The sequence below is a fragment of the Streptomyces sp. G45 genome, from assembly GCF_049542095.1.
In the GTDB taxonomy this organism is placed as follows: domain Bacteria; phylum Actinomycetota; class Actinomycetes; order Streptomycetales; family Streptomycetaceae; genus Streptomyces.
This window is the reverse complement of the sequence record NZ_JBMUZU010000001.1, coordinates 5,582,204-5,605,134: the sequence shown is the minus strand read 5'-3', so window position 1 is coordinate 5,605,134 and position 22,931 is coordinate 5,582,204. Positions and strand designations below refer to the sequence as shown.

Below are 22,931 nucleotides of genomic sequence, written 5' to 3'. Positions count from 1 at the left end.
GGCGAGGCGCGGAGCGCCGATGGAGGGCGGTGCGGGGCGCCCCGCCAGGGCGCGGCGTCACGGGGAAAGGGAGCCGCCGGGGGCAAAGTGGGGCAATGCGACAGTTCACCTTCCGTTCAGCCCGATTCAGGGCAGAACGCCTCGTGGCCGGGCGGCGGCACCGGGAGCGGGACCTGCTGGCCCCGGTCCACCTGTCCCTGCCGGACAGCCGGACGTTGAACCTCGCGCTGCCCGCCCCCGAAGGGGCGCTGCGGAGCGCCGAGTTGCGGATCACCCAGGGTGCGCGCCGCTTCCGGGTGCCGCTGGAGCGGGAGGGGCGGGGGCTGCTCACCGCCACGGCCACCCTGCGCGAGGCCCCCGGCCCGCACCCCTCCCTGGGGGAGGGCGTATGGCGGCTGACCGTCGTCACGACGGGCACCGACGGCCGCGTACGCCGTACGGGCCTCGCCCTCCCGGCGGCGCCGGACGCGGCACGCCCGCCGTCGCCCATGGCCCCGTACGCGCCGGACCCGGCGACCGGCACGCTGAAGCGGGTCGTGCGGTGCCGGGGCGGCCGGGCCGCGGTGCAGGTCACCCGGTCGCGGCCGCGCGCGGAGCTGGAGCGGTTCGTACCGCTGGGGGACGGCATCACCGTGCGGGGGCGGCTGGTGGCCGCCCGCCCTCCGGGGGGCGAGGGGCTCGCGGTCCGGCGCCGGGACGGGTTCGGCGTACCCGTGCGGGTGGACTGGGACGGCGACCGGTTCGGGTTCCGGCTGCCGCTGGCGCGGATGGCGGCGGCGGGGGCCGGTCAGTGGGTGTGGGACTTCCGCGTGGGCGACCTGCCGGTGGGCCGGTGGCTGAGCGGGGTGCGTGACCCGGCGGCGGCCTGGCCGACGCCGTTCCGGGTGGTCGCGCTGCCCGGCGGCGGCCTGGTCCGGGCCCACCCGCACTTCACCGGGTCGGGCGCGTTCGCGGTCACCTGCCTGTCCCTCACCCCCACCCCCGAGAAGGAGACCCCATGAAGATCACCTACCTGCTGGGCTGGGGCGACGAGATGGGCGGCACCGAGCTGGCCACGTACACCCAGGCCCTGCACCTCGCCGAGCGCGGGCACGACGTGGAGGTCGTGTCCGTGTTCCGGACGCGGCCGGAGCCGTTCTTCGCGGAGGCGCGGGAACTGCCCCTGCGGTATCTCGTGGACCGGACGGCGACCCCCGAGCGGCCCGTCCGGGCGTCGGCCCTGGACGACACGGCGTGCCGGACGCTCGCCGCGCTGCCCAGCGAACTCATCGCGCCCGCCTGGGAGTCGGCCTTCGACCGGCTCGCGGACGTGGAGCTGACCGCCGCACTCACCACGCTCGGCACGGACGTGCTGGTCACCACGACGCCCGCGCTGCTCGCCGCCGCCGTCCAGGTGGCCCCCGCGCACGTGGTGACCGTGCACCAGGAGCACCGGCCGACCCAGCGCCGCGGCCCCTCAGGGGAGCCGCTGCTGGTGTACGCGCCGCGCCTGGACGCCCTGGTGACGCTGACGGAGCGGACCCGGGAGTGGATCGCGGAGTCCCTGGGCGCCACGGCACCGGAGCTGGCCGTGATCCCCAACGCCGTACCGGACGGCTTCCGGCCGCGCGCCGACGGCCACAGCAAGGTCATCGTGATGGCGGCGCGGCTGACCGGCGAGAAGCGCGTGGACCACGCGATCCGGGCGTTCGCGCGGCTCGCCGACGCGCACCCGGAGTGGACGCTGCGGATCTTCGGCAGCGGGCACCGCGAGCAGAGCCTGCGCCGCCTGGTGGACGCCTTCGGCCTCCAGGACCGGATCGAACTGCTCGGCCCCTGCCAGGACATGGCGGCGGAGTGGGCCAAGGCGGGCCTGAGCCTGATGACCGCCGGGCACAACGAGGCGTTCCCGCTGGTGCTGCTCGAAGCGCTCGCGGCGGGGGTGCCCGTGGTCGCGTACGACGTCCTGACGGGCCCGGCGGAGATCGTGCGCCACCGGGTGGACGGGCTGCTCGTGCCGCCCGGCGAGGTCGAGCTGCTGGCCGCCGCCATGGGCGAGCTGATGGCCGACGACGCCACGCGGCTCGGCTACGCGCGGGCCGCCCGCGAGGGCGTCTACGCGCGGTTCTCCTCGGAGCGGGTCACCGCCGCCTGGGAGGAGCTGTACGCGCGGCTCGTGGCGCGGCGCGACCGGCCCGAGCGGCTCGCCGAGCGCGCCGACCGGGTGGCGCTGGGCGTCGCGTCGGGCGGCGGCGGCTTCCGGCCGACCGCCCCGCACACCCTGAACGCCGCCGCGCCCGACGACGAGCGGGCCCGCGAGGACGAGATCCTGCGGGCGCACGACGGCCTGATCCGCTCGGTGGGGCGGCTCGCCGAGCAGCGCGACGACCTCACCGCGCCCCGCATGACCCGCTGGAACCTCGAACGGACCGCCGCCGCCCTGGCGGAGCGGTCCGTGCCGCACCTCCTGGTGCGGGTCCCCGGCGCCGCCGCCCACGCCCTGGCCGTGCCCGACGACCACCGCGACGCCGCCCTGAAGGCCCTCGCCGAGGCGCTGCACGGGCAGCCCGTGTACGCCGAGCTGGTCGCGCCGCGCGACGCCGCGCCCGGCGTCGTGCTCGCCGAACGCCTCGACAGCGTCGGCGAGGTCGCGGGCGTACGGGTCTTCAAACCGGTCACCACCTCGACGCTTTCGCTGCGCCACGGCGTGCGGCAGGCCTGCGCGGTCGCCTTCTGGTCGCGCGTGCCGGACGCCCCCGGAGAGCGGTGGCGGGCCCCGTTCGGGACCACGCTCGCCGGGACCGAGCTGCCGTCGCTGACGCCGACCGCGCGCCTGACGGTCGGCGAGCGCGAGTACCCGAGCCTCAAGGTGTTCGCCGACGTCCTGATGAAGGACGTCGACTTCCCCATCGACGCCGTCTACACCTGGGTCGACGACTCCGACCCCGACTGGCGCGCCGCCCGCGCCGCCGCCCTCGGCGGGCCCGCGGACGCCTCGTCGGCCGACACCGGCGCCGTCCGCTTCCGCAACCGCGACGAGCTGCGCTACTCCCTGCGCTCCCTCGCCATGTACGCGCCCTGGGTGCGGCACGTCCACCTCGTCACCGCGGGCCAGGTCCCCGACTGGCTGGACCGGGACCACCCCGGCCTGACCGTGGTCGACCACCGCGACCTGTTCGCCGAGCCCGACGCGTGCCTGCCCACGTTCAACTCACACGCCATCGAGACCCAACTGCACCGGATCGAGGGCCTGTCCGAGCACTTCCTGTACTTCAACGACGACATGTTCCTCGGCCGCCCCACCACCCCGGACACCTTCTTCCTCGGCAACGGGCTGCCGCGGATCTTCTGGTCGTCGGTGTCCGTGCCCGACCTGCCGGTGTCCGAGGCCGACGAGGGCTATCTGGCCGCCGCCAAGAACAACCGCGAGCTGCTGCGCCGCGACTTCGGCCGCACGGCCACGCACTGCTTCCTGCACGTGCCGTACGCGCTGCGGCGCGGCATCCTCGCGGAGCTGCACGAGCGGTACGGCGACGAGCTGCGGGCCACCGCCCGCAGCCGGTTCCGCGGCACCGCCGACCACTCCCTGGTGTCGTCGCTGCACCAGCACTACGCGTACCTGACGGGGCGCGCGGTGCCGGGGTCGCTCGCCTACGACTTCGTGGACATCGGCCGCCGCGCGGACCACGCCCGCCTGGGCCGACTGCTCCAGTCCCGCGACAAGACGGCGTTCTGCGTGGGCGAAACCCCCGGCGGCGACCTGACGGACGAGGAGACGGCCCTGACGATGCGCGCGTTCCTGACGGCGTACTTCCCCGTGCCGTCGCCGTACGAGCGGTCCGCCGGGTAGGGGCCCCGGTTCCCCTCAGGCCGCCGAGACCTCGATCCCGTGGGCGAACAGGGCGGCCTGCACCCGGTTGTCCACCCCGCACTTGGCGTACACGGCGCTGATGTACGACTTCACGGTCCCCGCGCTCAGGCCCAGCCGCTTGCCGATCTGCTGATTGGTCAGCCCGGCGCCGAGGAGCGTCAGCACCTCCCGCTCCCGCAGGGACAGCGGCAGGTTCCCTCCGGTCTCCCGGGGCTCGCCCCGGGAGACGGTGGCACCGGCGCGCTGGATCCACGCGGCGGGCAGCACGGCCGCGCCGGACGCGAGGGTGTGCACGGCGTGGGAGAGGGCGCGGACGTCGGCGTCCTCCGGGAGGTAGCCGGAGACGCCGGGCGGCAGGCCGACGGCGGAGGGGTGGGCGACGGCGGCCTCGCCGAGCAGCGCGACCGGCACGCGGGGCAGTTCGCCGCCGCGCACGGCGCCGAGCAGCCGGTCGATGCCTGGCAGCGTCCGCGACGCCAGGACGACGGAGTCCGGCCGGGCCCGCACGCCCGCGAGGACGGCGTCGACGTCCCCGTACGAAGTGACCGTGAATTCCCCGCTGTCCCCCAGCGACTGGGCGAGCCCCCTGCGGATCAACGGGTGGTGGTGCGCAACCGTCACATTCAGCATGGATCCCCCGGCGGTCCATTAGTCAAGAAGTTGTCAATATGTGGTCGGGCATCAACCTACCCCAGTGGCGCCGCGTTGACGTTCCGTGGTGAGCGCGCCCGAACGTGTCCACAAGTGCCGTGCTTATGTCCGTGTTTGACACGTCTACGCGTCAGTAACTGCCGAACGGCCCCGTCAACAGGCAGTACGAGGCTCCACGGATCCCACTCAAGATCGTCACGGGTCCGGCGCGGTCGCCGGGCCCCGGACCGGACGTGCCCGCCCCGCGCCAATCGGGGCGGGCACGGGTCCGATCGTAATGAACCGATCCGTAAGGAACACGCGAGATGAACCGCTCGGCTTCCCGCCGTCCCCTGTCCACCGCCGCCGTCGCCGCCACCGTCTTCGGCGCCTTCATGGTCGCCGCGACGGCCACCCCGTTCTTCCTGAAGAACGTCCTCAACATGAGCAAGGACTCCGCGAACGTCGTCTACCAGTCGATCATGACCGGCATGGACGTCGCCTCGGCGATCGGCCTGGTCTCCGGTGGCCTGGCCGTCGGCTCCGTCGTCATCTGGGGCGTCAAGCAGGCCATCAAGAAGGGCGGCAAGAAGGCCGTCGTCGCCTAAGCGGCACACCGACGTCCGCCGGGGCCCCAGAGGTGAGGGGCCCCGGCGGGCACCCCGACCGGAGTGCGGTGAGAGAGCGGCGAGAGGGAGGTGAGAGGGAGATGGAGACGACCGGCCTGGTGCGGCGGCAGTGGCCCGCCGTGGTGAGCGGCGCCCTGCTGTGGCTGGCCGCGTTCGGCGCGGGCTGGGGGTACGCGCCCGCCGACCCCAGTGGCGTCAGCCGCGCCCCCAAGCACGGCGACTGGGACCTGTTCACGGAGATCGTCGGACGCAACGTCGGCGTCTCCGCGGCGCTCTTCCTCGGCGTCGTCACGCTCGGCGTGCTGACGATCCCGCTGACCCTCGTCACCGGCATCCTCGCCGGTTACTACTGGGGCCAGGGCAGCGCGGTCCTGAGCGGCGGCGAGGTCGTGCGGCACCTGCTGCCGCACATGCCGCTGGAGCTGGCCTGCCTCGCGCTGGCCGCGGCGGCCGGGCTGGTGCCACTGGTGACGTGGGCGCGCGGAGCGCTCGGCCGCGGGCCCGCCCAAGGGGCCGCGCCGGGCTGGCGGTTGGGGTTCCTGCCGGGCGGCCGATTGGGGTCCCTGGGGTTCCGGGACGCCTGTCGGCTGTGGGGTGTGTCGGTGGCGGGACTGATCGTGGCGGCGGGAGTGGAGACATGGGTGAGCACGTGAGTACGGCGGACAGGGTGGGCGTGGCTGGCTCGGCTGGGGCGGCTGGCGTAGCTGGGGCGGCTGGCGTGGCTGGCGCGGCTGGCGCGGCTGGCGCGGCTGGCGCGGCTGGCGCGGCTGGCGCGGCTGGCGCGGCGCGAACGGCTGGGGCGGGGGCAGGGCTTCCGGTCTACCGGGGCGGCGCAGGGGAGCCGGACGGCGGCGCTCCGCCCGGCTTCGCGGGCGACACGGGTGACGTGGGCGACGCGGTCGACGCGGGCGGCGTGGGCGACGCCGGGCCCGGTGGCCTGCTCGGCAGGCGCGGGCGCGCCCTCGGGATCGTGGCCCTGGTCCTCGGCACGGTCGCCTTCAGCGTTCCGCTGTGGGGCGAGATACGCGAGCGGGTCGTCGAGCGCGTCGACGACGCCCCGGAGGGCGCCATCGGCATCGGCACCGCCATCGCGTGGTGCACCAGCGTGCTCTCCAACATCGTGACGCTCGGCGTGCTCGCCGCCGTGGTGGGCGTGCTCGGCGCGCTCGCGGCCCGCCATCTGCCGCTGCCCGCGGCCTGGGGCACCGACCGCTTCGCCGACTTCACCACCCTGCGCCGGGCGTTCACACTCGGCTGGATCGCCTTCGTCCTCGCTAAGCTGGCCTGCTGGTCGGTGGCGCACCTGGTCACGGGCGGGTCGATGGCGCGGGCCGTGCCGTCCGTGACGCACTTCGACGGGTGGCTGCCGCTGCTGCCCTGCGCGCTGCTGCTCGCGGGCCGCGCCGCCGGGGCCGCGTGGGTGCGGGCCGCCGCCGTCGCCGCCTCGGTCACCGCCGTGTACGCCATGACGCTGGCCCTGCTGCCCTCCTGACGCCCCCGCCCCCGCCCTCCAGCCCTCTAGCCCCTCCAGCCCCTCACCCCCGTAAGCCCCATCAGCCTCGGTTAGACCAACAGCTTCTGTTAGCCCCAGCAGCCTCTGCAATGCCTACCAGTCTCCGTAAGCCCCAGCAGTTTCCGTAAGCCTTAGCAGCCCCCGTAGGCCCCAGCAGCCTCCGTAAGCCTTAGCAACCTCCGTAAGCCCCAATAGCCCCTGCGAGCCCCGAAAGCCCCCGTAAGAGCCTGTAACTCCTGCAAGCCTCTATAACCCCAGGGCTCTGCGGGCTCTGTGGGCTCTGTGGGCTCTGCAACTCCCGCGAGAACCTCTAACTCCCGCACTGCCCCACAACCCCCCGCAATCCCCCTAACTCCCGCACCGCCCCACAACCCCCCGCAATCCCCCTAACCCCCGTAAGACCCCACGCCCCGCCCCCTCGGAGAACCATGCTGAACCGTCTCCTCCTGACCACCCTCGGCAACCCCAAGCTGATCCGTGGCGCCCTGCGCTGCTGGACCGTGGTGGTCGACGGCGTCGCGCGGCCCGGGGTGCGGATCGCGGGCGGGGTGCTCGCGGCGGCGGCCGGGGCGGTGGCGGTGGCGTACTTCTTCGTGTTCCGCGCCACCGCCGACGCCACCCGGCGCGCCGTCGAGGGCTCCGCCGACCTGCGCGGCGACCCCGAGGACGTCCTGGACGTGCTCGAACTCCTCAACGTCGGCTGGCTCGTCAGCGGCGTCGTGCTGCTGGCGCTCGGCCTGCTCGTCGCCCTCGCCCGCTGGGGCAGCGTCGTGATGATCGTCGGCGGGGTGCTGTGGTGGACGCCGCTCGGCGTCCTCTTCCTCTACCTGCCGACCGCGTCCGCGCCGAAGCCGCTCGCCGTCGCCTTCGTCGCCCTGATCGTGCCCGCCACCGTGCTCTGCCCCGCCGAGCGGTTCGGCGGGGCCCGCCGGAGCGAGGCGGCATGACGCGCTGGCTCCGTACGGCGTACGCGCTCTGGCTCGCCGACACGCGGCGGCGGCTCAACCTGCTCGCGGGCACCGGCCCTTCGGCCGCCCGGCGGCGGCGGGCGGCACGGCTGGTCGTCGGCGCCGGGGCCGCCGCCGCGCTCGGCGCCCTGGTCGTCCTCGGCCGCACCCTCGGCGCGCTGGCGCCGCCCGGCGCGGACGTCGGCGCCGACCTCGCCGCCTGGACGTGGAGCCCGGTGGCGCTGTGGTTCCTGTGCCAGGTCCTCGGCGCCGAACCCGCCAAGGCCCGCGCCCTGGTCGCCCCGCCCGACGCGGACGTGCTGCGCGCCCTGCCGGTGACCCGCGCCCACCTCGTCACCGCCCGGCTCGTCGTGCCCGCCGCGGGCGTCGCCGCCGTCGTGCTGTGCGCGGGCGCCGCCGTCGCGGTGCCGTGGCTCGCGGCGGGGGCGGAGGGGCGCCGTGCGCTGCCGGTGCTGCTGGTGCACGCCCTCGGCGCGGCCGCCAGCGGCGTGGCGCTGCGCGTGGCCCTGACGGCGGCCCTCATGGTGCGCGTGGTGCGGGTGCCGCACCTGCCGCGCGTGGCGGTCGCCGTCGTGGCCGGGGGGATCGCCGGGGTCGTGGCGGCGCCGTTCGCGCGGGCGTTCGCGGGCGATGACGGCCCCTCACAGGAGCACGCGGCACGCCTCATCGGCGACGCCCTCACCGCCGCGCGCCCGCACGCCTGGTCCGTGCTGCACCGGCCCGACGCCGTCGCCTGGACCGCCGCCGGATACGCCGCCGTCACCCTCGCCCTGGCCGCCTGCGCCGCCCTGCGCGTCCGCGCCACCGTCCGCCGCGACGCCGCCGCCGACCCGCCGCGGCCCGCCGCCACCCGCGCCCCGGCCGCCGCCGCGCGGCCCTGGCCGTCGTCCCCGTACGCCCTGGTGGGGCGCGTGACCTGGCTGCGGCTGCTGCGCGGGCACCCCCAGACGGTGGGTGGCCTCGCGCGGCTCCAGCGGGCCGGGGTGTTCGCGGGCGCGGGCTGCCTGGGTGTCGTCGCGGGCGCCGGGGGGCCGCTGTGGGAGCTGCCGTTCGCCGCTGTGGGCGGCCTGTTCGTGGCGGTCGCGCTCGTGACCACCGGCGAGGTCGTGCAGGTCTGCGGCATCGAGGCCGACCGGGAGTGCTGGGCGGCGCTGCGGCAGTCGCCCCGGCCTGGCGGCGCCTGGGTCGCCGCCAAGGTCGCGGTGTCGGCCGCCGCGGTGGCCGCGGTGACCGGGCCGTTCTGCCTCGGCGCGGCGGTGCTGTGCGGGGTCGGCGGCGTCGCCGGGTGGACGCGGGCGCTGCTCGCCTTCGCCGCCGTGGCCCTCGCGGCGGGCTGCGCCACCGTGCTCACGTTCTTCTGCGTGCCCCGGCCCGAGGGCTTCGCCGACGGCCGCGTCACCCGCGCCCCCGCGGCGGACGTCACGGAGGGCGTGCTCGTCGCCCTCCTGACCGTGCCGGTCACCGCGGGCTCGGCCCTGAGCGGCCCGGCCGGGCCGTGGGCCCACTGCCTGCTGCTCGCCGCGTGCCTGGCGGGGGCGTACGGGGCGCTGCGCGCGCTGGCGCGCCGCGATGTCACCGCGACGGCACTGCCCCACCGGCCCCTCGCCGCCCCCGCGCCCCAGATGTCAGCCCCCTCCCACCACCACACCCCCAGGACCCACCAGTGATCGACATCGAGGACCTCGTCGTCCGCCGCGGCGGCACCGACGTGCTGCGCGGCCTCAGCGCCCGGATCGGCGAGGGCGAAGCGGTGCGCGTCGCCGGGGCCAACGGCAGCGGCAAGAGCACCCTGCTGAGCGTCCTCGCCGGGGTCACCGCGCCGGACGCGGGCCGGGTCACCGTCGCCGGGCGCGCGCCCACCGACCCGGCGGTGCGGGCGCTGCGCGGCCACGTGCAGGAGCCGCCGCCGCTGTACGACCACCTCACCGCCGGTGAGCAGACGGCGTTCACGGCGGCCGTGTGGGGCGTGGACGCGCGCCGCCTGCGGGAGCGGGCCGAGGCGTTCGGCCTCGGCGACCGGCTCGACGTGCTCGTCGCCGACCTGTCCCTCGGCCAGCGCAAGAAGCTCGGCTACGTCTGCGCGACCGCCCACGACCCGCGCCTGGTCCTGCTCGACGAGCCGTTCAACGGCCTGGACGCGGACGCCGAGCGCGCGGTGCGCGACGACCTCGCCCGCTGGCGCTCCGAGGGCCGCACCCTCGTCGTCGTGTCGCACGCGGACAGCTCGGTGGCGGACCTGGTCGACACCACCCTCACCGTGGGGGCCGACGCGTGATCGAGGTACGGGACCTGGTCAAGTCGTACGGCGGCAAACGCGTCCTGGACGGCCTGTCGTTCACCGCCGCGCCGGGCCGCGTCACCGCGTTCCTCGGCCCCAACGGCGCGGGCAAGAGCACCACCCTGCGGATGGTCCTCGGCCTCGGCACCCCCGACGCGGGCACCGCCCTGGTGCACGGCGTCCCCTACGCCGAGCTGCGCGACCCGCTGCGCGCCGTCGGCGCGCTGCTCGACGCGTCCGCCTGCCACCCCGCGCGCAGCCCCCGCGCCCACCTCGCCTGGCTCGCCCGCACCCACCGCCTCCCGGCGGCCCGCGTCGACGAGGTGCTGCGCCTCGTCGGCCTCGAACCGGCCGCCCACCGGCCCGTGAAGGGCTTCTCCCTCGGCATGCGGCAGCGGCTCGGCATCGCCGTGGCGCTGCTCGGCGACCCCGAGGTGCTGCTCCTCGACGAGCCCATGAACGGCCTCGACCCCCAAGGCATCCAGTGGCTGCGGGGCCTGCTGCGCGCCCTCGCCGACGACGGCAGGACCGTCCTGGTCTCCAGCCACCTCATGCACGAGATGGCCGTCACCGCCGACCACGTCCTGGTCATCGGCCGGGGCCGGGTCCTCGCCGACGGCACCGTCGCCTCGCTCCTGGACTCCGCGCCCGCGCCGGTGCGGCTCGTCACGCCCCGCCTCGGCCCGCTCGCCGACGCGCTGCGCGCGCAGGGCGCCGACGTGGCGTACGACGACGGCGCCCCCGGCGCGGCGACCGTGACCGGTCTGACCAGCGCCCGCATCGGGGACGCCGCCGCCCGGCTCGGCGTGAGCGTGCACGAACTCACGCCGCTCAGGCCGACGTTGGAGGAGGCGTACCTGCGGCTCACCACGGACGCGGCGGAGTACCGGGCCGCGCCCGCGCCGTTTGACCCCGAAAGGACCCCGCTCCATGCGTGACCTGACCGCCGCGGAGTGGATCAAGCTCCGTACCGTGCGCTCCACCTGGCTGCTGCTCGCCGTCGGCGCGGTGCTCACCGTCCTGGTGAGCCTGATGTTCTGCGCGCTGATCGGCCCCGAGTTCCGCCGCGCCGACGCCGGGCGGCAGGCCGAACTCGACCCCGTGGGCCTGGCCTTCACCGGTCTGCCCTTCGGCCAGGTGCCGCTGGTCGTCCTCGCGGTGCTCGCCGTCGGCGGCGAGTACGGCACCGGGATGATCCGCACGACCCTCGCGGCGGTGCCCCGCCGGGGGCGGCTGCTGGCGGCCAAGCTCGCGGTGCTCGGCGCGGTGGGGCTGTGCTGGGGGCTGGTGACGGGGGCCGTCGCCGTGTCGGCCGGGAGCGGGGTGCTGGGGGCGCGGGCGCCCTTGTACGCGGAGGCGCTGCGGGCGGTCGCCGGGGCGGGAGTCTACGGCGCGCTGCTCGCGGTGCTCGCGGGGGCGTTCACGTTCGTGGTGCGGCGGTCGCTGACCGCGCTGGGGGTGTTGCTGCCGTTGCTGTTCGTGGTGTCGGGTGCGCTCGCGACGGCGCCGCGGCTGCGGGCGCTGGCCCGTTTCCTGCCCGACCGGGCGGGGTTGCGGTTGATGCGGGGGCATCAGGACGCGGGGGATCTCTCGCCCGCGGCGGGGGGTGGGGTGTTGCTGCTGTGGGCCACCGCCGCGGCCGTGGTCGCGTATCTCGCCTTGCGGCGGCAGGAGGTCTGACCCGCTGCGGGTGCGTCGGGGCTGGTCGCGCCCACGCGGCGGAGCCGCAGACCGGCACAGCCCCGCGCCCCTTCGGGGGCGCGGTCCCTACCCCCTGTCGAGGAAGAACCGCCGCACCACCCGCTCCGCCGCGCCCCCGTCGTCGTACGGACAGAAGCGGGCCCGGAACGCGGCCCGCAGGCGGGTCGTCTCGTCCGTGTCCCAGGCGTCCTCGCGGAACAGGGCGGTCAGTTCGTCCTCCGTCGTGGCGATCGCGCCCGGTGTGTCGCCCTCGCGGCCCGAGAGGAGGTCGAAGTAGGTGCCGCGGGCCAGGCGGTAGGCCTGCCAGTCGGGGGCGTAGGTGATCAGGGGGCGGTCCAGGCAGGCGTAGTCGAACATCAGGGACGAGTAGTCCGTCACCAGCGCGTCCGCGGCCAGGCACAGGTCCTCCACGCGCGGGTGGGCGGTGACGTCGACGACGCGCGGGTGCGCGGCCAGGCCCGCCGCGGTGCCGTAGAAGTAGTGGGCGCGGACCAGGACGACGTACGACGGGCCGAGGGCCGTGGCGAAGCGCTCCAGGTCGAGGCGGGGCAGGAAGCCCTTCTGGTAGTCGCGGTGCGTGGGCGCGTACAGGATGGCCCGCTGGCCGTCCTCGATGCCGAGGTCCGCGCGGACGCGGGCGGTGTCGTCGGCGGTGGCGGTGAAGTAGACGTCGTTGCGGGGGTAGCCCAGCTCCAGGGGGCGGTAGGCGGCGGAGGGGTAGACGCGCTCCCAGACCTCGGTGGAGTGCGGGTTGGCGGACAGGCTGAAGTCCCACTGGTCGACGTGGTCGAGGAGCCGCTGGAAGCTGAGGTTGTGGGTGGAGGCGGGGTAGCGGCGCTGGTCCATGCCCATCTTCTTCAGGGGCGTGCCGTGGTGGGTCTGGAGGTAGACCTGGCCGGGGCGCTTGGTGAAGCCGCCGGGGAAGCTGGAGTTGTTGACGATGTACGTGGCGCGGGCCATCAGGTTCCAGTAGGCGCGTGAACCCGCGACGACGTGGTCGACGCCCGGCGGCACCCTGTGCCGGTGCGCGCGGGCGACGACGAACACGCCCCTGATGTGCGGGGCCAGCTCGCGGGCCTTGGCGTGGATGGCGGCCGGGTTGCAGCTCACGCCGCGGTTCCAGTAGGCGCCGTACACGGCGAGGTGCGGGTCGAGCCGGGCGGTGCGCAGGGCGGTGCGGTACTCGGTGCGCTTGACGCGCAGGCCGAGCTGCTTCTTGCGGCGGGCGAGGGCGGCGCGCACCGAGGCGCGGCGGGCGCTGGCCCGCTCCAGGCTCCGGTAGGCGCCGTACGCGCCGTCGGTCAGGGCGCGCTCCTCGGCGGAGGCGGGCCGGTGGCCTGGCGGGCGGTGGGCGGCGAGCAGCGCGGCGGCGCGGCGGAAGAACTCGGCGCGGTCGCGGGGCGCCACCCGGCCGGGGTCGCCGAGGACGGCCAGCAGGTGCCGGACGGCGTACGGGTAGAGTCGCGCCGCCCCGTCCGGCCCTGACGCGAACAGCTCCGCGTACCGGTCGACGACCGCGAAGTGCCGCTCCCCCGGCGTCCGCGCGAAGCTGCCCACGCGCCGCTCCCGCCAGCGCACGCACACCCGGTCGAGCACCGCGACGCGGTCGCCCGCCTCCAGCACCGCCCGGTGCGCGGGCACCACGTCCTCGTACGGCCCGGCGGAGAACGCGAGGCCGCGGGCGGTCCAGAACTCCCGGCGCACCACGCGGTTCCAGGCGGTGGGCGGCGCGGCCAGCGGGTCGTCGCCGTCGAGGGCGTCGGGGACGGCGCGCACGTCGCCCCACCAGTTGAGCCGGTCGTGCCCGAAGAGCAGCACGTCCACGTCGCCCTCAGCGGTGAGCGCGGCGTCGACGGCGGCGAGCGCGCCCGGAAGCAGCAGGTCGTCGCCGTCGAGGAAGAGCAGGTGGGTGCCGGTGGCCTGGTCGGCGCCCGCGTTGCGGGCGGGCCCGGTGCCACGGGCCTCGGGGAGGCGCACCAGGCGCACGCGCGGGTCGCGGCGCGCGTACTCGGCGCCGATGCGGCCGCAGCCGTCGGGGGACGCGTCGTCGACGACGACGAGTTCGAGGTCGCCGAAGGACTGGTCGAGCACCGAGTCCAGGCACTCCCTGAGATAGCCCTGGACGCGGTGGACGGGCACGACAACCGAGAAGCGCGACATGGACACCGACCGTAGCCAATGCGTACGGACTGTCGAAGAACCCTCACTCATAGGGGTGATCAAGCGCGGCAACACCGACGACACCGGGCATACAGGGCGAATTACCCCTTACTCCGTAAGACGGTCACAGCAGTCCCCGCCCACGACTCCGTACGACATGACATCAGGAAAGGCCGGTCGCCCGTGCAGCCTCGACTCAGCGTCGTCGTGCCCATCTACAACGTCGAGGAGTTCCTTGAGGAGTGCCTGGAGTCCGTCGCCCGGCAGACGTTCGGCGGCGGCGCGTCGGGGGGCGGCGGCGCGGCGGCGGACGGCGGCGCGTCGGCGGGCGGCGCGGGCGGCGGCCTGGAGGTCGTCCTCGTCGACGACGGCTCCACCGACGCCAGCGGCGACATCGCCCGCGCCTTCGCCGCCCGCGACCCCCGCTTCCGCTACGTCCGCCAGGCCAACGCGGGCCTGAGCGCGGCCCGCAACACCGGTGTGCGGGAGGCGAGTCCGGGCGCGGAGTACCTCACCTTCGTGGACAGCGACGACGTCGTGCCGCACGACGCGTACGCGCGCATGATCGCGAGCCTGGACGCCAGCGGCTCCGACTTCGCCAGCGGCAACGTCTGGCGGCTGACCGGGCGCGGCCGTTCGCAGGCCTGGCAGTACCAGTGGCTCACCAAGCCGCGCACCCGCACCCACATCAGCCGCGACCTCGCCCTGCTCGCCGACCGCGTCGCCTGGAACAAGGTCTTCCGCAGGGAGTTCTGGGACCGGCACGGCTTCGCCTTCCCCGAGGGCAAGCTGTACGAGGACACGCCGGTGATGATCCCGGCGCACTTCCTCGCCGCCTCCGTGGACGTGCTGAGCGAGCACGTCTACTACTGGCGGGTCCGCGAGGGCTCCATCACGCGGCGGCGCACCGACGTCCGGGGCGTGCGCGACCGCATCGGGGCGTGCGCCCACGTCAGCGCCTTCCTCGCCGAGCACGCGCCCGAGCTGAGGGCGACGTACGACGCGTCGTGCCTGCGCGACGACTTCGTGTACTTCCTGGAAGGGCTTCCGATGGGCGGGCCCGAGTACCGCGCCGCGTTCCTCGGCGGCACCGCGGACTTCCTCGCCGCCGCGGACCCGGGCGTCCTGGACGGGCTGCCGGTCGACCTGCGCGTGAAGTGGCAGCTGGTGCGGGAGGGCCGCGCCGACGAGCTGATCGCGCTGCTCGCGCACGAACGCCGGGGCCGCGCCGGGACGTTCACGGTGCGCGGCGCGCTGCGCAAGCACGCCGCGTTCCCCGGCGTCGGACCGCTGCCGAGGCACATCACCCGCCTGGGGCGCGGCGAACTGCCCGTCGTGGCCCGCATGACCGAGGCCGCCTGGGACGCGGACGGGATCCTGCGGGTGCGCGGCTACGCCTACGTGCGGAACCTGGAGGCGGCCAGGAGCGGCCAGTCCGTGAAGGCCGGGCTGCTCAAGTCGGCGCACAGCCGGGGCCAGTTCCGGCGCCTGCCGACCCGCACCGTGGACGCGCCGGAGGCCACCGAGCGCTCCCGGCAGCCCGTGCACTGCTACGACCGGTCCGGCTTCGAGCTGACCGTCGACCCCGAGCGGCTGAAGTCCGGCGGCCGGTGGCGGCCGGGGAACTGGCTGTTCGGCGTGGTCCTCGCGGGCCCCGGCGGCGTGCGGCGCGCCGCCGTGCGCGCCCAGGAGGGCCCCGGTGCCCAGACCCTGGTGCGCGACCTCGACGACGGCCTGCGGCTCGCCCTCGGCTACAGCAAGGGGCGCCTCGTGCTGCGGATCCAGGAGTACGCGGCGCGCGTCGACGCCCACCGCCGCGACGGCGACGACGTGGTGCTCAGCGGCGCCCTGCCCGGCCGCGCCCGCCCGACCGCGCTGCGGCTCACCCACCCGCCGACGGGCACCGCCTTCGAGTACCCCGTGCGGTGCGCGGGCGACCGCTTCGAGGTGCGGGTGCGCCTCGCCGACCTGGCGGACGTGCCGCCCGCGCCGCACCACGCGCCCGCCCAGGTCGAGCCGCCGCACGGCGACCGCTGGCAGGCGGGCCTGCTGCTGGCGGGCGGCAAGCCGGTGCCCCTCGCCGCCGCCCTCGACCTGCCGCCCGGCCGGTACGCCGACCCCTCCGGCCGCTCGGAGCGCGAGCTGTGCGCCACCGCCAACGACCAGGGCGGGCTCGTCGTCGAGCTGACCCGGCAGCCCATCGCCGACCGCGTGGCCTGGAGCGCCGACGGCACCCTCACCATCGAGGGCACCGCCTGCCCGGGAAGCTGGCCGACGGCCGAGCTGGTGCTGCGGCACAGCGGGCGCGACGACGAGGTGGCGGTGCCGCTGGCCCGTGGCCTGCGCGAGGGCCCGGACCGGTTCCGGGCGCGGGTGGCGCCCGGGGGCGGGGTGCTGCGCGAGGGGCGGTGGTACGCGTTCCTGCGCGAGACGGGGCACGGCGGGCCCGGCGTGCCGGTGCGGGTCCTGGCGTCGGTGGGCGCGGCGCTGCCCGCCCACCACACCGTCCAGGGGCGGGAGTTCACCGCCGACCGACGCTTCGGGGACCGGCTCCTGATCGAGGCCGGTTCGGTACTCGCGCCCGCCGAGCGCGGCGCCTACCGGCGCCACCGCCTGGTGACCGGGCACTACCCGCGCCAGCGCGCCCGCGCGCTGCGCGACGCCGTCCTGTACGTCGACCCCGTGGACGGGGGCTCGCCGCGCGCCGTCCACGACGAGCTGGTGCGGCGCGGCGCCGACGTCGAGCACCTGTGGGTCACCCGCGACCAGCGGACACAGGTCCCGCCGGGCGCGCGCGGCGTCACCGAGCACAGCGCCGAGTGGTACGAGGCCCTGGCGCGCTGCCGCCGCATCGTGACGGCCGGGCACCTGCCGGACTTCTTCGAGCGCCGGGAGGGCCAGACCGTCGTACAGACCTGGCACGGCGCCCCGCTCAAGCGCGTCGGCACCGACCTGACCGACACGCTGTACGCCGACCACGACCACCTGGACGCGCTGCCGCGCCTGTCCCGGCAGTGGAACGTGCTGGTCTCCCCCGGCCGGTTCGCCACCGGCCACCTGGGGCGCGCCCTCGCCTACGACGGGGAGGTCCTGGAGGCCGGGTCGCCGCGGAACGACGTGCTGTTCGCCGAGGACCGGCACAAGGTCGCCGAGCGGGTCCGGCGGGACCTCGGCCTCGGCCCGGACAAGCGGATCGTGCTGTACGCGCCCACCTACCGCGACCACCTGGCCGCCGCCCCCGGCCGGTTCCGCTACGAGGCGGCCCTGGACCTGCGGGCCGTGGAGCGCTCCCTCGGCGACGACCACGTCCTGCTCGTCCGCAAGCACCCGCTGACCTGCGGGCGCCTGCCCGACGCCCGCGCGCCCTTCGTCCGCGACGTCAGCGCCCACCCGCGCGCCGCCGAACTCCTGCTGATCGCCGACGTCCTCGTCACCGACTACTCGTCGCTGATGTTCGACTTCGCGCACACCGGCCGCCCCATGCTGTTCCACACCTACGACCTGGCGCACTACCGGGACACCGTGCGCGGCTTCTACCTCGACTTCGAGTCCCGTGCGCCCGGCCCGCTGCTCGCCTCCACCGGCGAGGTCGTCGACGCCCTGAGGGACCTGGACGCGGTCACCGCCCGGCACGCGGCGGCGTACGAGGCGTTCCGCGCGGACTACTGCGACCTGGACGACGGCCGCGCCGCCGCGCGCGTCGCCGAGAGGCTCATGCGATGACGGCGCTCCTCACCCGGCGCGAGCTGCGCGGCGCCACCGCGACCGGCGCGGGCCCGCGCCGGCGGCCGAGCCCCTACCTGGTGTTCGGCGGCCTGTTCTGGCTGGTGATGTCCCTGGCGTACTGGCGCGTCCCGATGTGCTGCGACTTCGGGCAGCACGCGGCGGTCGTCGAGCGCCTCACGGCGGACCTGCTCCACCCCGCCCACCCGATGGCCGACCTGCCCGGCGACGGCAGCGCGTACTACTCGCCGTACGCCGTCGCGCAGGCCCTGCTCGCCAAGGCCACCGGCCTCGCGGGCTGGCAGGTCGTCAAGGTCTGCGGCCCGCTGAACCTGATCGTGCTGCTCACCGGCGTCGGCCGCTTCGTCCGCGCCCTCAGCCCCGCCCCTGGGCGCCCGTCCTCGCCCTGGGCGCGATGGTCCTGCTCTGGGGCACCCGCACGGCCTGGTGGAGCGGCTACCTGGGCCTGATGTCGATGACGGGCAACCTCGGCTACCCGTCGACGTGCGCGATCGGCCTGACGTTCTGGGCGTGGGCGTGGGCGGCGGGCCCGCCCAGGTCCCTGTGGGGCCACGCGGGCCTGGGCGCGCTGTGCGGGGCGATCCTGCTGATCCACCCGATCTCCTCGGTGGCGGCGGTGATCGGGGTGGCGACCTTCGCCCTGTGCCGCGGGCCCTGGTGCCGCGGGGCGGCGGTCGGCTGGGCGGCCACCGCGCTCGCCGCCCTCGCGGTGGCCACCACCTGGCCCTACTTCAACCCGCTCACCCTCGTCGGAGACGACTCCGTCGACTGGATCCACCGCCAGCTCTACGTGGGCATGCCCGCGCGCTTCTGGCTGGCCGCCCTGGGCCTGCCCGCCCTGTACCTGCGCTGGCGCCGGGACCACCGGGACCCCCTGGCCGTCATGTTCGCCCTGGACTGCGCGGTGGTCGCCTACGGCTGGCTCAGCGGCCACTACACCTACGGCCGCATCCTGGGCCTGACCCTGGTGCCCCTCCAGTTCGCCCTGGCGATCGAGCTGGCGGCCCCCCGCCCCTGGAGCGCCCGCCGGGCCGCCCTCGCCGGGGCGACGGCGCTCGGCGCGGCCGTCGGCTTCGCGCAGGTCCAGGCGGGCGCCGTGGTGCCGCGCTCCCTGGACCCGATCGGCTTCGCCCAGCCGCCGCGCTGGCCCGGCTACGCCTGGGCGGCGGCCCATATGCGCCCCGGTGACGTGGTCCTCACCGACGGCTACCGGCCCATGCGCTCCGTACCGGCGTTCGGCGCGAACCTCGTGGCGCCCGCCTGGCCGGACGCCTCCCTCGACGAGTCCGTGCGCAACCGGCGCCTGCGGGAGGTGCGGGCCTACCTCGCGCCGGACTCCACCCGCGCCGAGCGCGCCGCCGTGGTGCGCCGCTACCACGTGCGCTGGCTGCTGCTCGCCCCGTCGCAGCCGGTGCCGCCGGAGGCGGTGGTGGTGGCGTGGGGCCCGCGCACCGGGGAGGTCCTGGCACGCGTGGGAACGGGCAGCACGGGCGGGAACGGGCAGTGGACACAAGCAGGAACGGACAAAGGCACTGAAGCCCCCTAATCGGATAATTGCCGTAAACCTCTAAGATTCCCCCGTGAACCGCATGTCGCCCCAGTCGCCCCGCGTCACCGTCGTCGTGATCGGCTACGACGACGCCGCGCACATCGCGGACGCGGTGCGCTCCGCCCTGGCCCAGGGCCCCGCCGTGCACGAGGTGATCGCCGTCGACGACTGCTCGACGGACGCCACGCCCGCCGTGCTGCACTCCCTGGCCGACGCCGACCCGCGCGTACGCGTGCTGCGCCGCGCGGCCAACAGCGGCGGCTGCGGCACGCCCCGCAACGACGGCGCGGACGCCGCGACCGGCGAGTACCTGATGTTCCTGGACAGCGACGACGTGCTCGCGCCGGGCGCCGTCGACGCGCTGCTGCGCGCCGCCCTGCGGCACGGGGCGCAGGTCGCCTCCGGCCTGTGCGTGCGCCGCGAGGTGCCCTCGGGGCGCGAGCTGCCCTGGCAGCCCGAGCTGTACCGCAAGCCCGCGCTCGTCGCCCGGCCCGAGCGCCGCCCCCGCCTGGTGCACGACACGCTGTGCGTCAACAAGCTCTACCGCACGGACTTCCTGCGCGAGCACGGCGTCCGCTTCCCCGAAGGCCGGTTCGTGTACGAGGACTTCGTCTTCGGCGCCCGGGTCCTGGCGGCGGCGCCGCGCATCGCGCTCATCCCCGACACGGTGTACGTATGGCACGTGCGGCGCGCCGCGAGCAGGCTGTCGATCTCCCTGGACCGCTCCGGCATCGACAACTGGAAGGCCCGCGTCGAAGCCCACCGCCAAGCCGTGGAGATCCTGCGCGACGCCGACGGCGGGCCCGACGGCGGGCCCGGCGGCGGCAGCGGCGGCAAGGCCCTGGCCCGCGCCGCCCGCGCCAAGTTCCTCGACCACAGCCTGCGGATGTACGCGCGCGAGCTTCCGGCCCGCGACCCGGAGTACCGCCGCGCCTGGTGGACCCTCACCCGCGCCTACCTCGCCGGGTTCGACGCCGCCGACCTGGCCGCCGCGCCCGCCCCCGGCCGGGTCATCGCCCGCGTCCTGCTCGCCTCGCCCCGGCCCCGCGACCTGGACCGGCTGCGCCAGGTCGCCGCCCGCCCGGCCCGCCTCACCCCGCCCTACGCCCTCGACGGCGACGGCACGCCCGTGTGGTCCGCCGACCTGCCCCAGGTCACCCTGGAGCACCTCCTCGACCGGCCGCTGCGGCTGCTGCCGCTGGCCGTCGACGCCGAGCTGCGCCCGCGCGAGGGCACCCTCCGCCTGCGCCTGCACGAGCTGTACGGGCGGGTCGCGGCGGCCGGTCCCGCCGTCGTCGACGTGGAGCTGGTCCACCGCGAGAGCGGCCGCCCCGGCCAGCGGCGCACGGCGGCCTTCGCCGCCGAGACGCCCGGCGAGACCTGGACGGCCGAGGTGCGCCTGGACCTCGCGGCGCTCGACGGCGACGTGTACGACCTGCGGCTGCGGCTGCTGTTCGACGACGGCACGGCCCGCGCCGCCACGGCCCGCGCGGTCGCCGGGCCCGGCCTGCTGCGGCGCGGCGCGGTGCCCGCCGGGCGGCGCGGTCTGGTGCTCGTCCAGCCGTACGCGACGCAGGCGGGCAGCCTCGCGGTGCGGCTCGCGCCGGGCGCGCGGGGCGTGGCGGAGGTCGCGCGGCGGCGGCTCGCGCGGGCCGCCGCCCGACTGCGCCCGGGCCCCCGCCGCCACTGACACACGCCGTACGACGCCTCTGACACACTGCACAACCGGGATGTCGGGGGCACATCCGCGACACACGACGACAGAGCGACCAGAGCGACCAGAGCTACAGAGCGACAGGGCGACAGGGCGACAGGGCGACAGGACGGGACGAGCTGACCATGACCTGGCTGATCACCGGCGGTGCGGGCTACATCGGGGGGCACGTGGTGCGCGCCATGACCGAGGCGGGCGAGCGGACCGTGGTCTACGACGACCTGTCCACCGGCATCGCCGCCCGCGTGCCCGACGGCGTGCCGCTGGTGACCGGCTCGACGCTCGACGCGGACCGCGTGGCCGCCGTCCTGCGCGAGCACGACGTCGCCGGTGTCATCCACCTGGCGGCGAAGAAGCAGGTCGGCGAGTCGGTCGAGCAGCCCCTGCGGTACTACCGGGAGAACGTGGAGGGCCTGCGCGTCCTCCTGGAGGCGGTGACCGAGGCGCGGGTGCCGTCCTTCGTCTTCTCCTCCTCCGCCTCCGTGTACGGCATGCCCGACGTCGACCTGGTCACGGAGGACACGCCGTGCGCGCCGATGAGCCCGTACGGCGAGACGAAGCTGGCGGGCGAGTGGCTGACCCGCGCCACGGGCCGCGCGACGGGCCTGCGCACGGCCTGCCTGAGGTACTTCAACGTGGCGGGCGCCGCCAGCCCCGAGCTGGCCGACACGGGCGTGTTCAACCTGGTGCCGATGGTCTTCGAGAAGCTCACCGAAGGCGCGGCCCCCCGCGTCTTCGGCGCGGACTACCCGACGCCGGACGGCACCTGCGTCCGCGACTACATCCACATCAGCGATGTCGCCGAGGCCCACGTCGCCGCCGCCCGGCGCCTGGCCGCCGCGCCCGAGGGCACCGACCTGACGCTCAACATCGGCCGGGGCGAGGGCGTGTCGGTGCGCGAGATGGTCGACCTGATCGCGGACGTCACCGGCATCGCCACCCCGGCCGAGGTCACCGACCGCCGCCCGGGCGACCCGGCGCGCGTGGTGGCCGCCGCCGACCGCATCGGCACCGAGCTGGGCTGGACGGCCAAGCGGGACGTGCGCGAGATGGTGGAGTCGGCGTGGGCGGGCTGGCAGCGCCAGCACCCCGAGGCCCGTACGAGGCCGCGCGGCTAGCCCCCTGACCGGGACGCGCACCGACGGGTAAGTACCCCACGAAATAGTGGGTACTTGAGGAAAGCGACGGCTGAAACCAGGCTGGGGACGAGCGCTCGCCCCCCTTCCCGCCCCCCAGTACTGGAGCAGCCATGCCCGCACCCGCCCGCACGCCCGTGACGATCGTCGGACTCGGCGCCATGGGCGCGGCGCTCGCCTCGGCGTACGTCACGGCCGGGCACCCCACGACCGTCTGGAACCGCAGCCCCGACAAGGCCGCCCCGCTGGTCGCCCGGGGCGCCGCGCACGCCCCCGACATCCGGGCCGCCGTCGCCGCGAGCCCGCTGGTCATCGCCTGCCTGACGACGTACGAGGCGACGCGCGCCGCCCTGGAACCGGCCGCCGCCGCCCTCGCGGGCCGCGCCCTGGTCACCCTCAACTCCGGGGCCCCCTCCGGCGCCCGCGCCATGGCCGCCTGGGCCACCGGGCACGGCGCCCGCTTCCTCGACGGCGCGATCAAGAACGTACCGACGGCCGTGGCCGAGCCGGACACGCTGCTGTACTACGGCGGCGACCGGACCGTCTTCGACGAGCACGAGGCGACGCTGCGCGTCCTGGGCGGCGACACCCAGTACCTCGGCGCCGAGCCGGACCTCGCCGCCCTCTACGAACAGGCCGTCGGCGGCACCCTGCTGCCCGTGCTGCTCGGCTTCTTCCAGGGCGCGGCCCTCGTCACGGAGCGCGGCCTGAAGGCGGAGACCCTGGTGCCGTACACGAGGAAGTGGCTGGAGATGGTCAACGCGGTGCTGCCGACGCTCGCCGCCGAGATCGACAGCGGCGACTACTCCCAGCCGCTGTCCTCCGTCGGGATCTTCCACGCGGGCATTCCGTACGACGAGGAGCTGGGCACGGAGCACGGGCTCGACGTGCGCTGGCACGAGCCGATGCACGACCTGCTGCGCCGCGCGATGGCCGAGGGGCGCGGCGAGCAGAGCGTCGCGGCGCTCGTGGAACTGCTGCGCAAGCCGGAGGCGTAGCGGGGTGTAGCAGGCTCCACCCCCGTTCCGGGACCGTGCTCTCTCGTCCCGCGCCGCCCCG

Annotated in this window: 16 protein-coding genes and 1 pseudogene; 15 read left to right on the top strand and 2 right to left on the bottom strand. The window is 75.8% G+C overall.

The window, feature by feature from the left end; genetic code table 11:
- Positions 1-95 precede the first annotated feature (95 nt).
- The gene (locus tag ACOBQU_RS23575) at positions 96-1,001 is read left to right on the top strand and encodes a hypothetical protein (RefSeq protein WP_423629285.1); all 906 of its coding nucleotides are present in this window, start codon (positions 96-98) and stop codon (positions 999-1,001) included.
- Positions 998-3,829, top strand: a complete 2,832-nt coding sequence (locus ACOBQU_RS23570) for a stealth conserved region 3 domain-containing protein (RefSeq protein WP_423629284.1) — start codon at positions 998-1,000, stop codon at positions 3,827-3,829. Before ACOBQU_RS23575 ends, ACOBQU_RS23570 begins: the two co-directional genes overlap by 4 nt.
- Positions 3,830-3,844: 15 nt before the next feature.
- Here the strand turns inward: ACOBQU_RS23570 and ACOBQU_RS23565 are convergent, their stop codons facing one another.
- Positions 3,845-4,471 (bottom strand): LuxR C-terminal-related transcriptional regulator, encoded by a 627-nt coding sequence (locus tag ACOBQU_RS23565; RefSeq protein WP_423629283.1) that lies wholly within the window; start codon positions 4,469-4,471, stop codon positions 3,845-3,847.
- Between the two features lie 335 nt (positions 4,472-4,806).
- On the opposite strand from ACOBQU_RS23565, the gene ACOBQU_RS23560 reads away from it, so the two are divergent.
- From ACOBQU_RS23560 to ACOBQU_RS23525, 8 genes are all read left to right on the top strand, one after another.
- Entirely contained in the window at positions 4,807-5,088 is a 282-nt protein-coding gene (locus ACOBQU_RS23560; RefSeq protein WP_423629282.1) for a hypothetical protein, read from the top strand.
- Between the two features lie 101 nt (positions 5,089-5,189).
- The gene (locus ACOBQU_RS23555; protein ID WP_423629281.1) at positions 5,190-5,762 is read left to right on the top strand and encodes a stage II sporulation protein M; all 573 of its coding nucleotides are present in this window, start codon (positions 5,190-5,192) and stop codon (positions 5,760-5,762) included.
- 233 nt (positions 5,763-5,995) lie between these two features.
- Positions 5,996-6,601: a hypothetical protein gene (locus ACOBQU_RS23550; protein ID WP_423629280.1), complete on the top strand. Its 606-nt coding sequence runs from the start codon at positions 5,996-5,998 to the stop codon at positions 6,599-6,601.
- 449 nt (positions 6,602-7,050) lie between these two features.
- On the top strand, positions 7,051-7,569 hold the full coding sequence (locus tag ACOBQU_RS23545) for a hypothetical protein (RefSeq protein ID WP_423629279.1): 519 nt from the start codon (positions 7,051-7,053) through the stop codon (positions 7,567-7,569).
- Positions 7,566-9,257: a hypothetical protein gene (locus tag ACOBQU_RS23540; RefSeq protein WP_423629278.1), complete on the top strand. Its 1,692-nt coding sequence runs from the start codon at positions 7,566-7,568 to the stop codon at positions 9,255-9,257. Before ACOBQU_RS23545 ends, ACOBQU_RS23540 begins: the two co-directional genes overlap by 4 nt.
- Positions 9,254-9,865, top strand: coding sequence for an ATP-binding cassette domain-containing protein (locus ACOBQU_RS23535; protein ID WP_423629277.1), 612 nt, complete (start codon positions 9,254-9,256; stop codon positions 9,863-9,865). The genes ACOBQU_RS23540 and ACOBQU_RS23535 overlap by 4 nt, the downstream gene beginning before the upstream one ends.
- Entirely contained in the window at positions 9,862-10,806 is a 945-nt protein-coding gene (locus tag ACOBQU_RS23530) for an ABC transporter ATP-binding protein (protein WP_423629276.1), read from the top strand. Before ACOBQU_RS23535 ends, ACOBQU_RS23530 begins: the two co-directional genes overlap by 4 nt.
- Complete coding sequence (locus ACOBQU_RS23525) at positions 10,799-11,548, top strand: ABC transporter permease (protein ID WP_423629275.1); 750 nt, start codon at positions 10,799-10,801, stop codon at positions 11,546-11,548. Before ACOBQU_RS23530 ends, ACOBQU_RS23525 begins: the two co-directional genes overlap by 8 nt.
- Positions 11,549-11,635: 87 nt before the next feature.
- On the opposite strand, the gene ACOBQU_RS23520 is transcribed toward ACOBQU_RS23525, so the two are convergent.
- Entirely contained in the window at positions 11,636-13,729 is a 2,094-nt protein-coding gene (locus ACOBQU_RS23520) for a bifunctional glycosyltransferase/CDP-glycerol:glycerophosphate glycerophosphotransferase (protein WP_423629274.1), read from the bottom strand.
- 183 nt (positions 13,730-13,912) lie between these two features.
- Between ACOBQU_RS23520 and ACOBQU_RS23515 the strand changes: the two genes are divergently transcribed.
- The 5 genes and pseudogenes from ACOBQU_RS23515 (at position 13,913) to ACOBQU_RS23495 (ending at position 22,870) form a co-directional block, all read left to right on the top strand.
- Entirely contained in the window at positions 13,913-17,452 is a 3,540-nt protein-coding gene (locus ACOBQU_RS23515; RefSeq protein ID WP_423629273.1) for a bifunctional glycosyltransferase/CDP-glycerol:glycerophosphate glycerophosphotransferase, read from the top strand.
- Positions 17,449-19,019, top strand: a pseudogene (locus tag ACOBQU_RS23510) (hypothetical protein). The gene ACOBQU_RS23515 and the pseudogene ACOBQU_RS23510 overlap by 4 nt, the downstream one beginning before the upstream one ends.
- Positions 19,020-19,062: 43 nt before the next feature.
- Positions 19,063-20,712, top strand: a complete 1,650-nt coding sequence (locus ACOBQU_RS23505; RefSeq protein WP_423634664.1) for a glycosyltransferase family 2 protein — start codon at positions 19,063-19,065, stop codon at positions 20,710-20,712.
- 149 nt (positions 20,713-20,861) lie between these two features.
- On the top strand, positions 20,862-21,854 hold the full coding sequence (galE, locus tag ACOBQU_RS23500; RefSeq protein WP_423629272.1) for a UDP-glucose 4-epimerase GalE: 993 nt from the start codon (positions 20,862-20,864) through the stop codon (positions 21,852-21,854).
- Positions 21,855-21,985: 131 nt separating this feature from the next.
- Entirely contained in the window at positions 21,986-22,870 is an 885-nt protein-coding gene (locus ACOBQU_RS23495) for an NAD(P)-dependent oxidoreductase (protein WP_423629271.1), read from the top strand.
- Positions 22,871-22,931: the final 61 nt, after the last annotated feature.

What these genes read in the sequence shown, in the direction of transcription:
- ACOBQU_RS23575 (WP_423629285.1), top strand. Translation starts at nt 96, where the DNA reads ATGCGACAGTTCACCTTCCGTTCAGCCCGATTCAGGGCAGAACGCCTC.
- ACOBQU_RS23570 (WP_423629284.1), top strand. Translation starts at nt 998, where the DNA reads ATGAAGATCACCTACCTGCTGGGCTGGGGCGACGAGATGGGCGGCACC.
- ACOBQU_RS23560 (WP_423629282.1), top strand. Translation starts at nt 4,807, where the DNA reads ATGAACCGCTCGGCTTCCCGCCGTCCCCTGTCCACCGCCGCCGTCGCC.
- ACOBQU_RS23555 (WP_423629281.1), top strand. Translation starts at nt 5,190, where the DNA reads ATGGAGACGACCGGCCTGGTGCGGCGGCAGTGGCCCGCCGTGGTGAGC.
- ACOBQU_RS23545 (WP_423629279.1), top strand. Translation starts at nt 7,051, where the DNA reads ATGCTGAACCGTCTCCTCCTGACCACCCTCGGCAACCCCAAGCTGATC.
- ACOBQU_RS23540 (WP_423629278.1), top strand. Translation starts at nt 7,566, where the DNA reads ATGACGCGCTGGCTCCGTACGGCGTACGCGCTCTGGCTCGCCGACACG.
- ACOBQU_RS23525 (WP_423629275.1), top strand. Translation starts at nt 10,799, where the DNA reads ATGCGTGACCTGACCGCCGCGGAGTGGATCAAGCTCCGTACCGTGCGC.
- ACOBQU_RS23520 (WP_423629274.1), bottom strand. Translation starts at nt 13,729, where the DNA reads ATGTCGCGCTTCTCGGTTGTCGTGCCCGTCCACCGCGTCCAGGGCTAT.
- ACOBQU_RS23505 (WP_423634664.1), top strand. Translation starts at nt 19,063, where the DNA reads ATGTCGCCCCAGTCGCCCCGCGTCACCGTCGTCGTGATCGGCTACGAC.
- galE (WP_423629272.1), top strand. Translation starts at nt 20,862, where the DNA reads ATGACCTGGCTGATCACCGGCGGTGCGGGCTACATCGGGGGGCACGTG.
- ACOBQU_RS23495 (WP_423629271.1), top strand. Translation starts at nt 21,986, where the DNA reads ATGCCCGCACCCGCCCGCACGCCCGTGACGATCGTCGGACTCGGCGCC.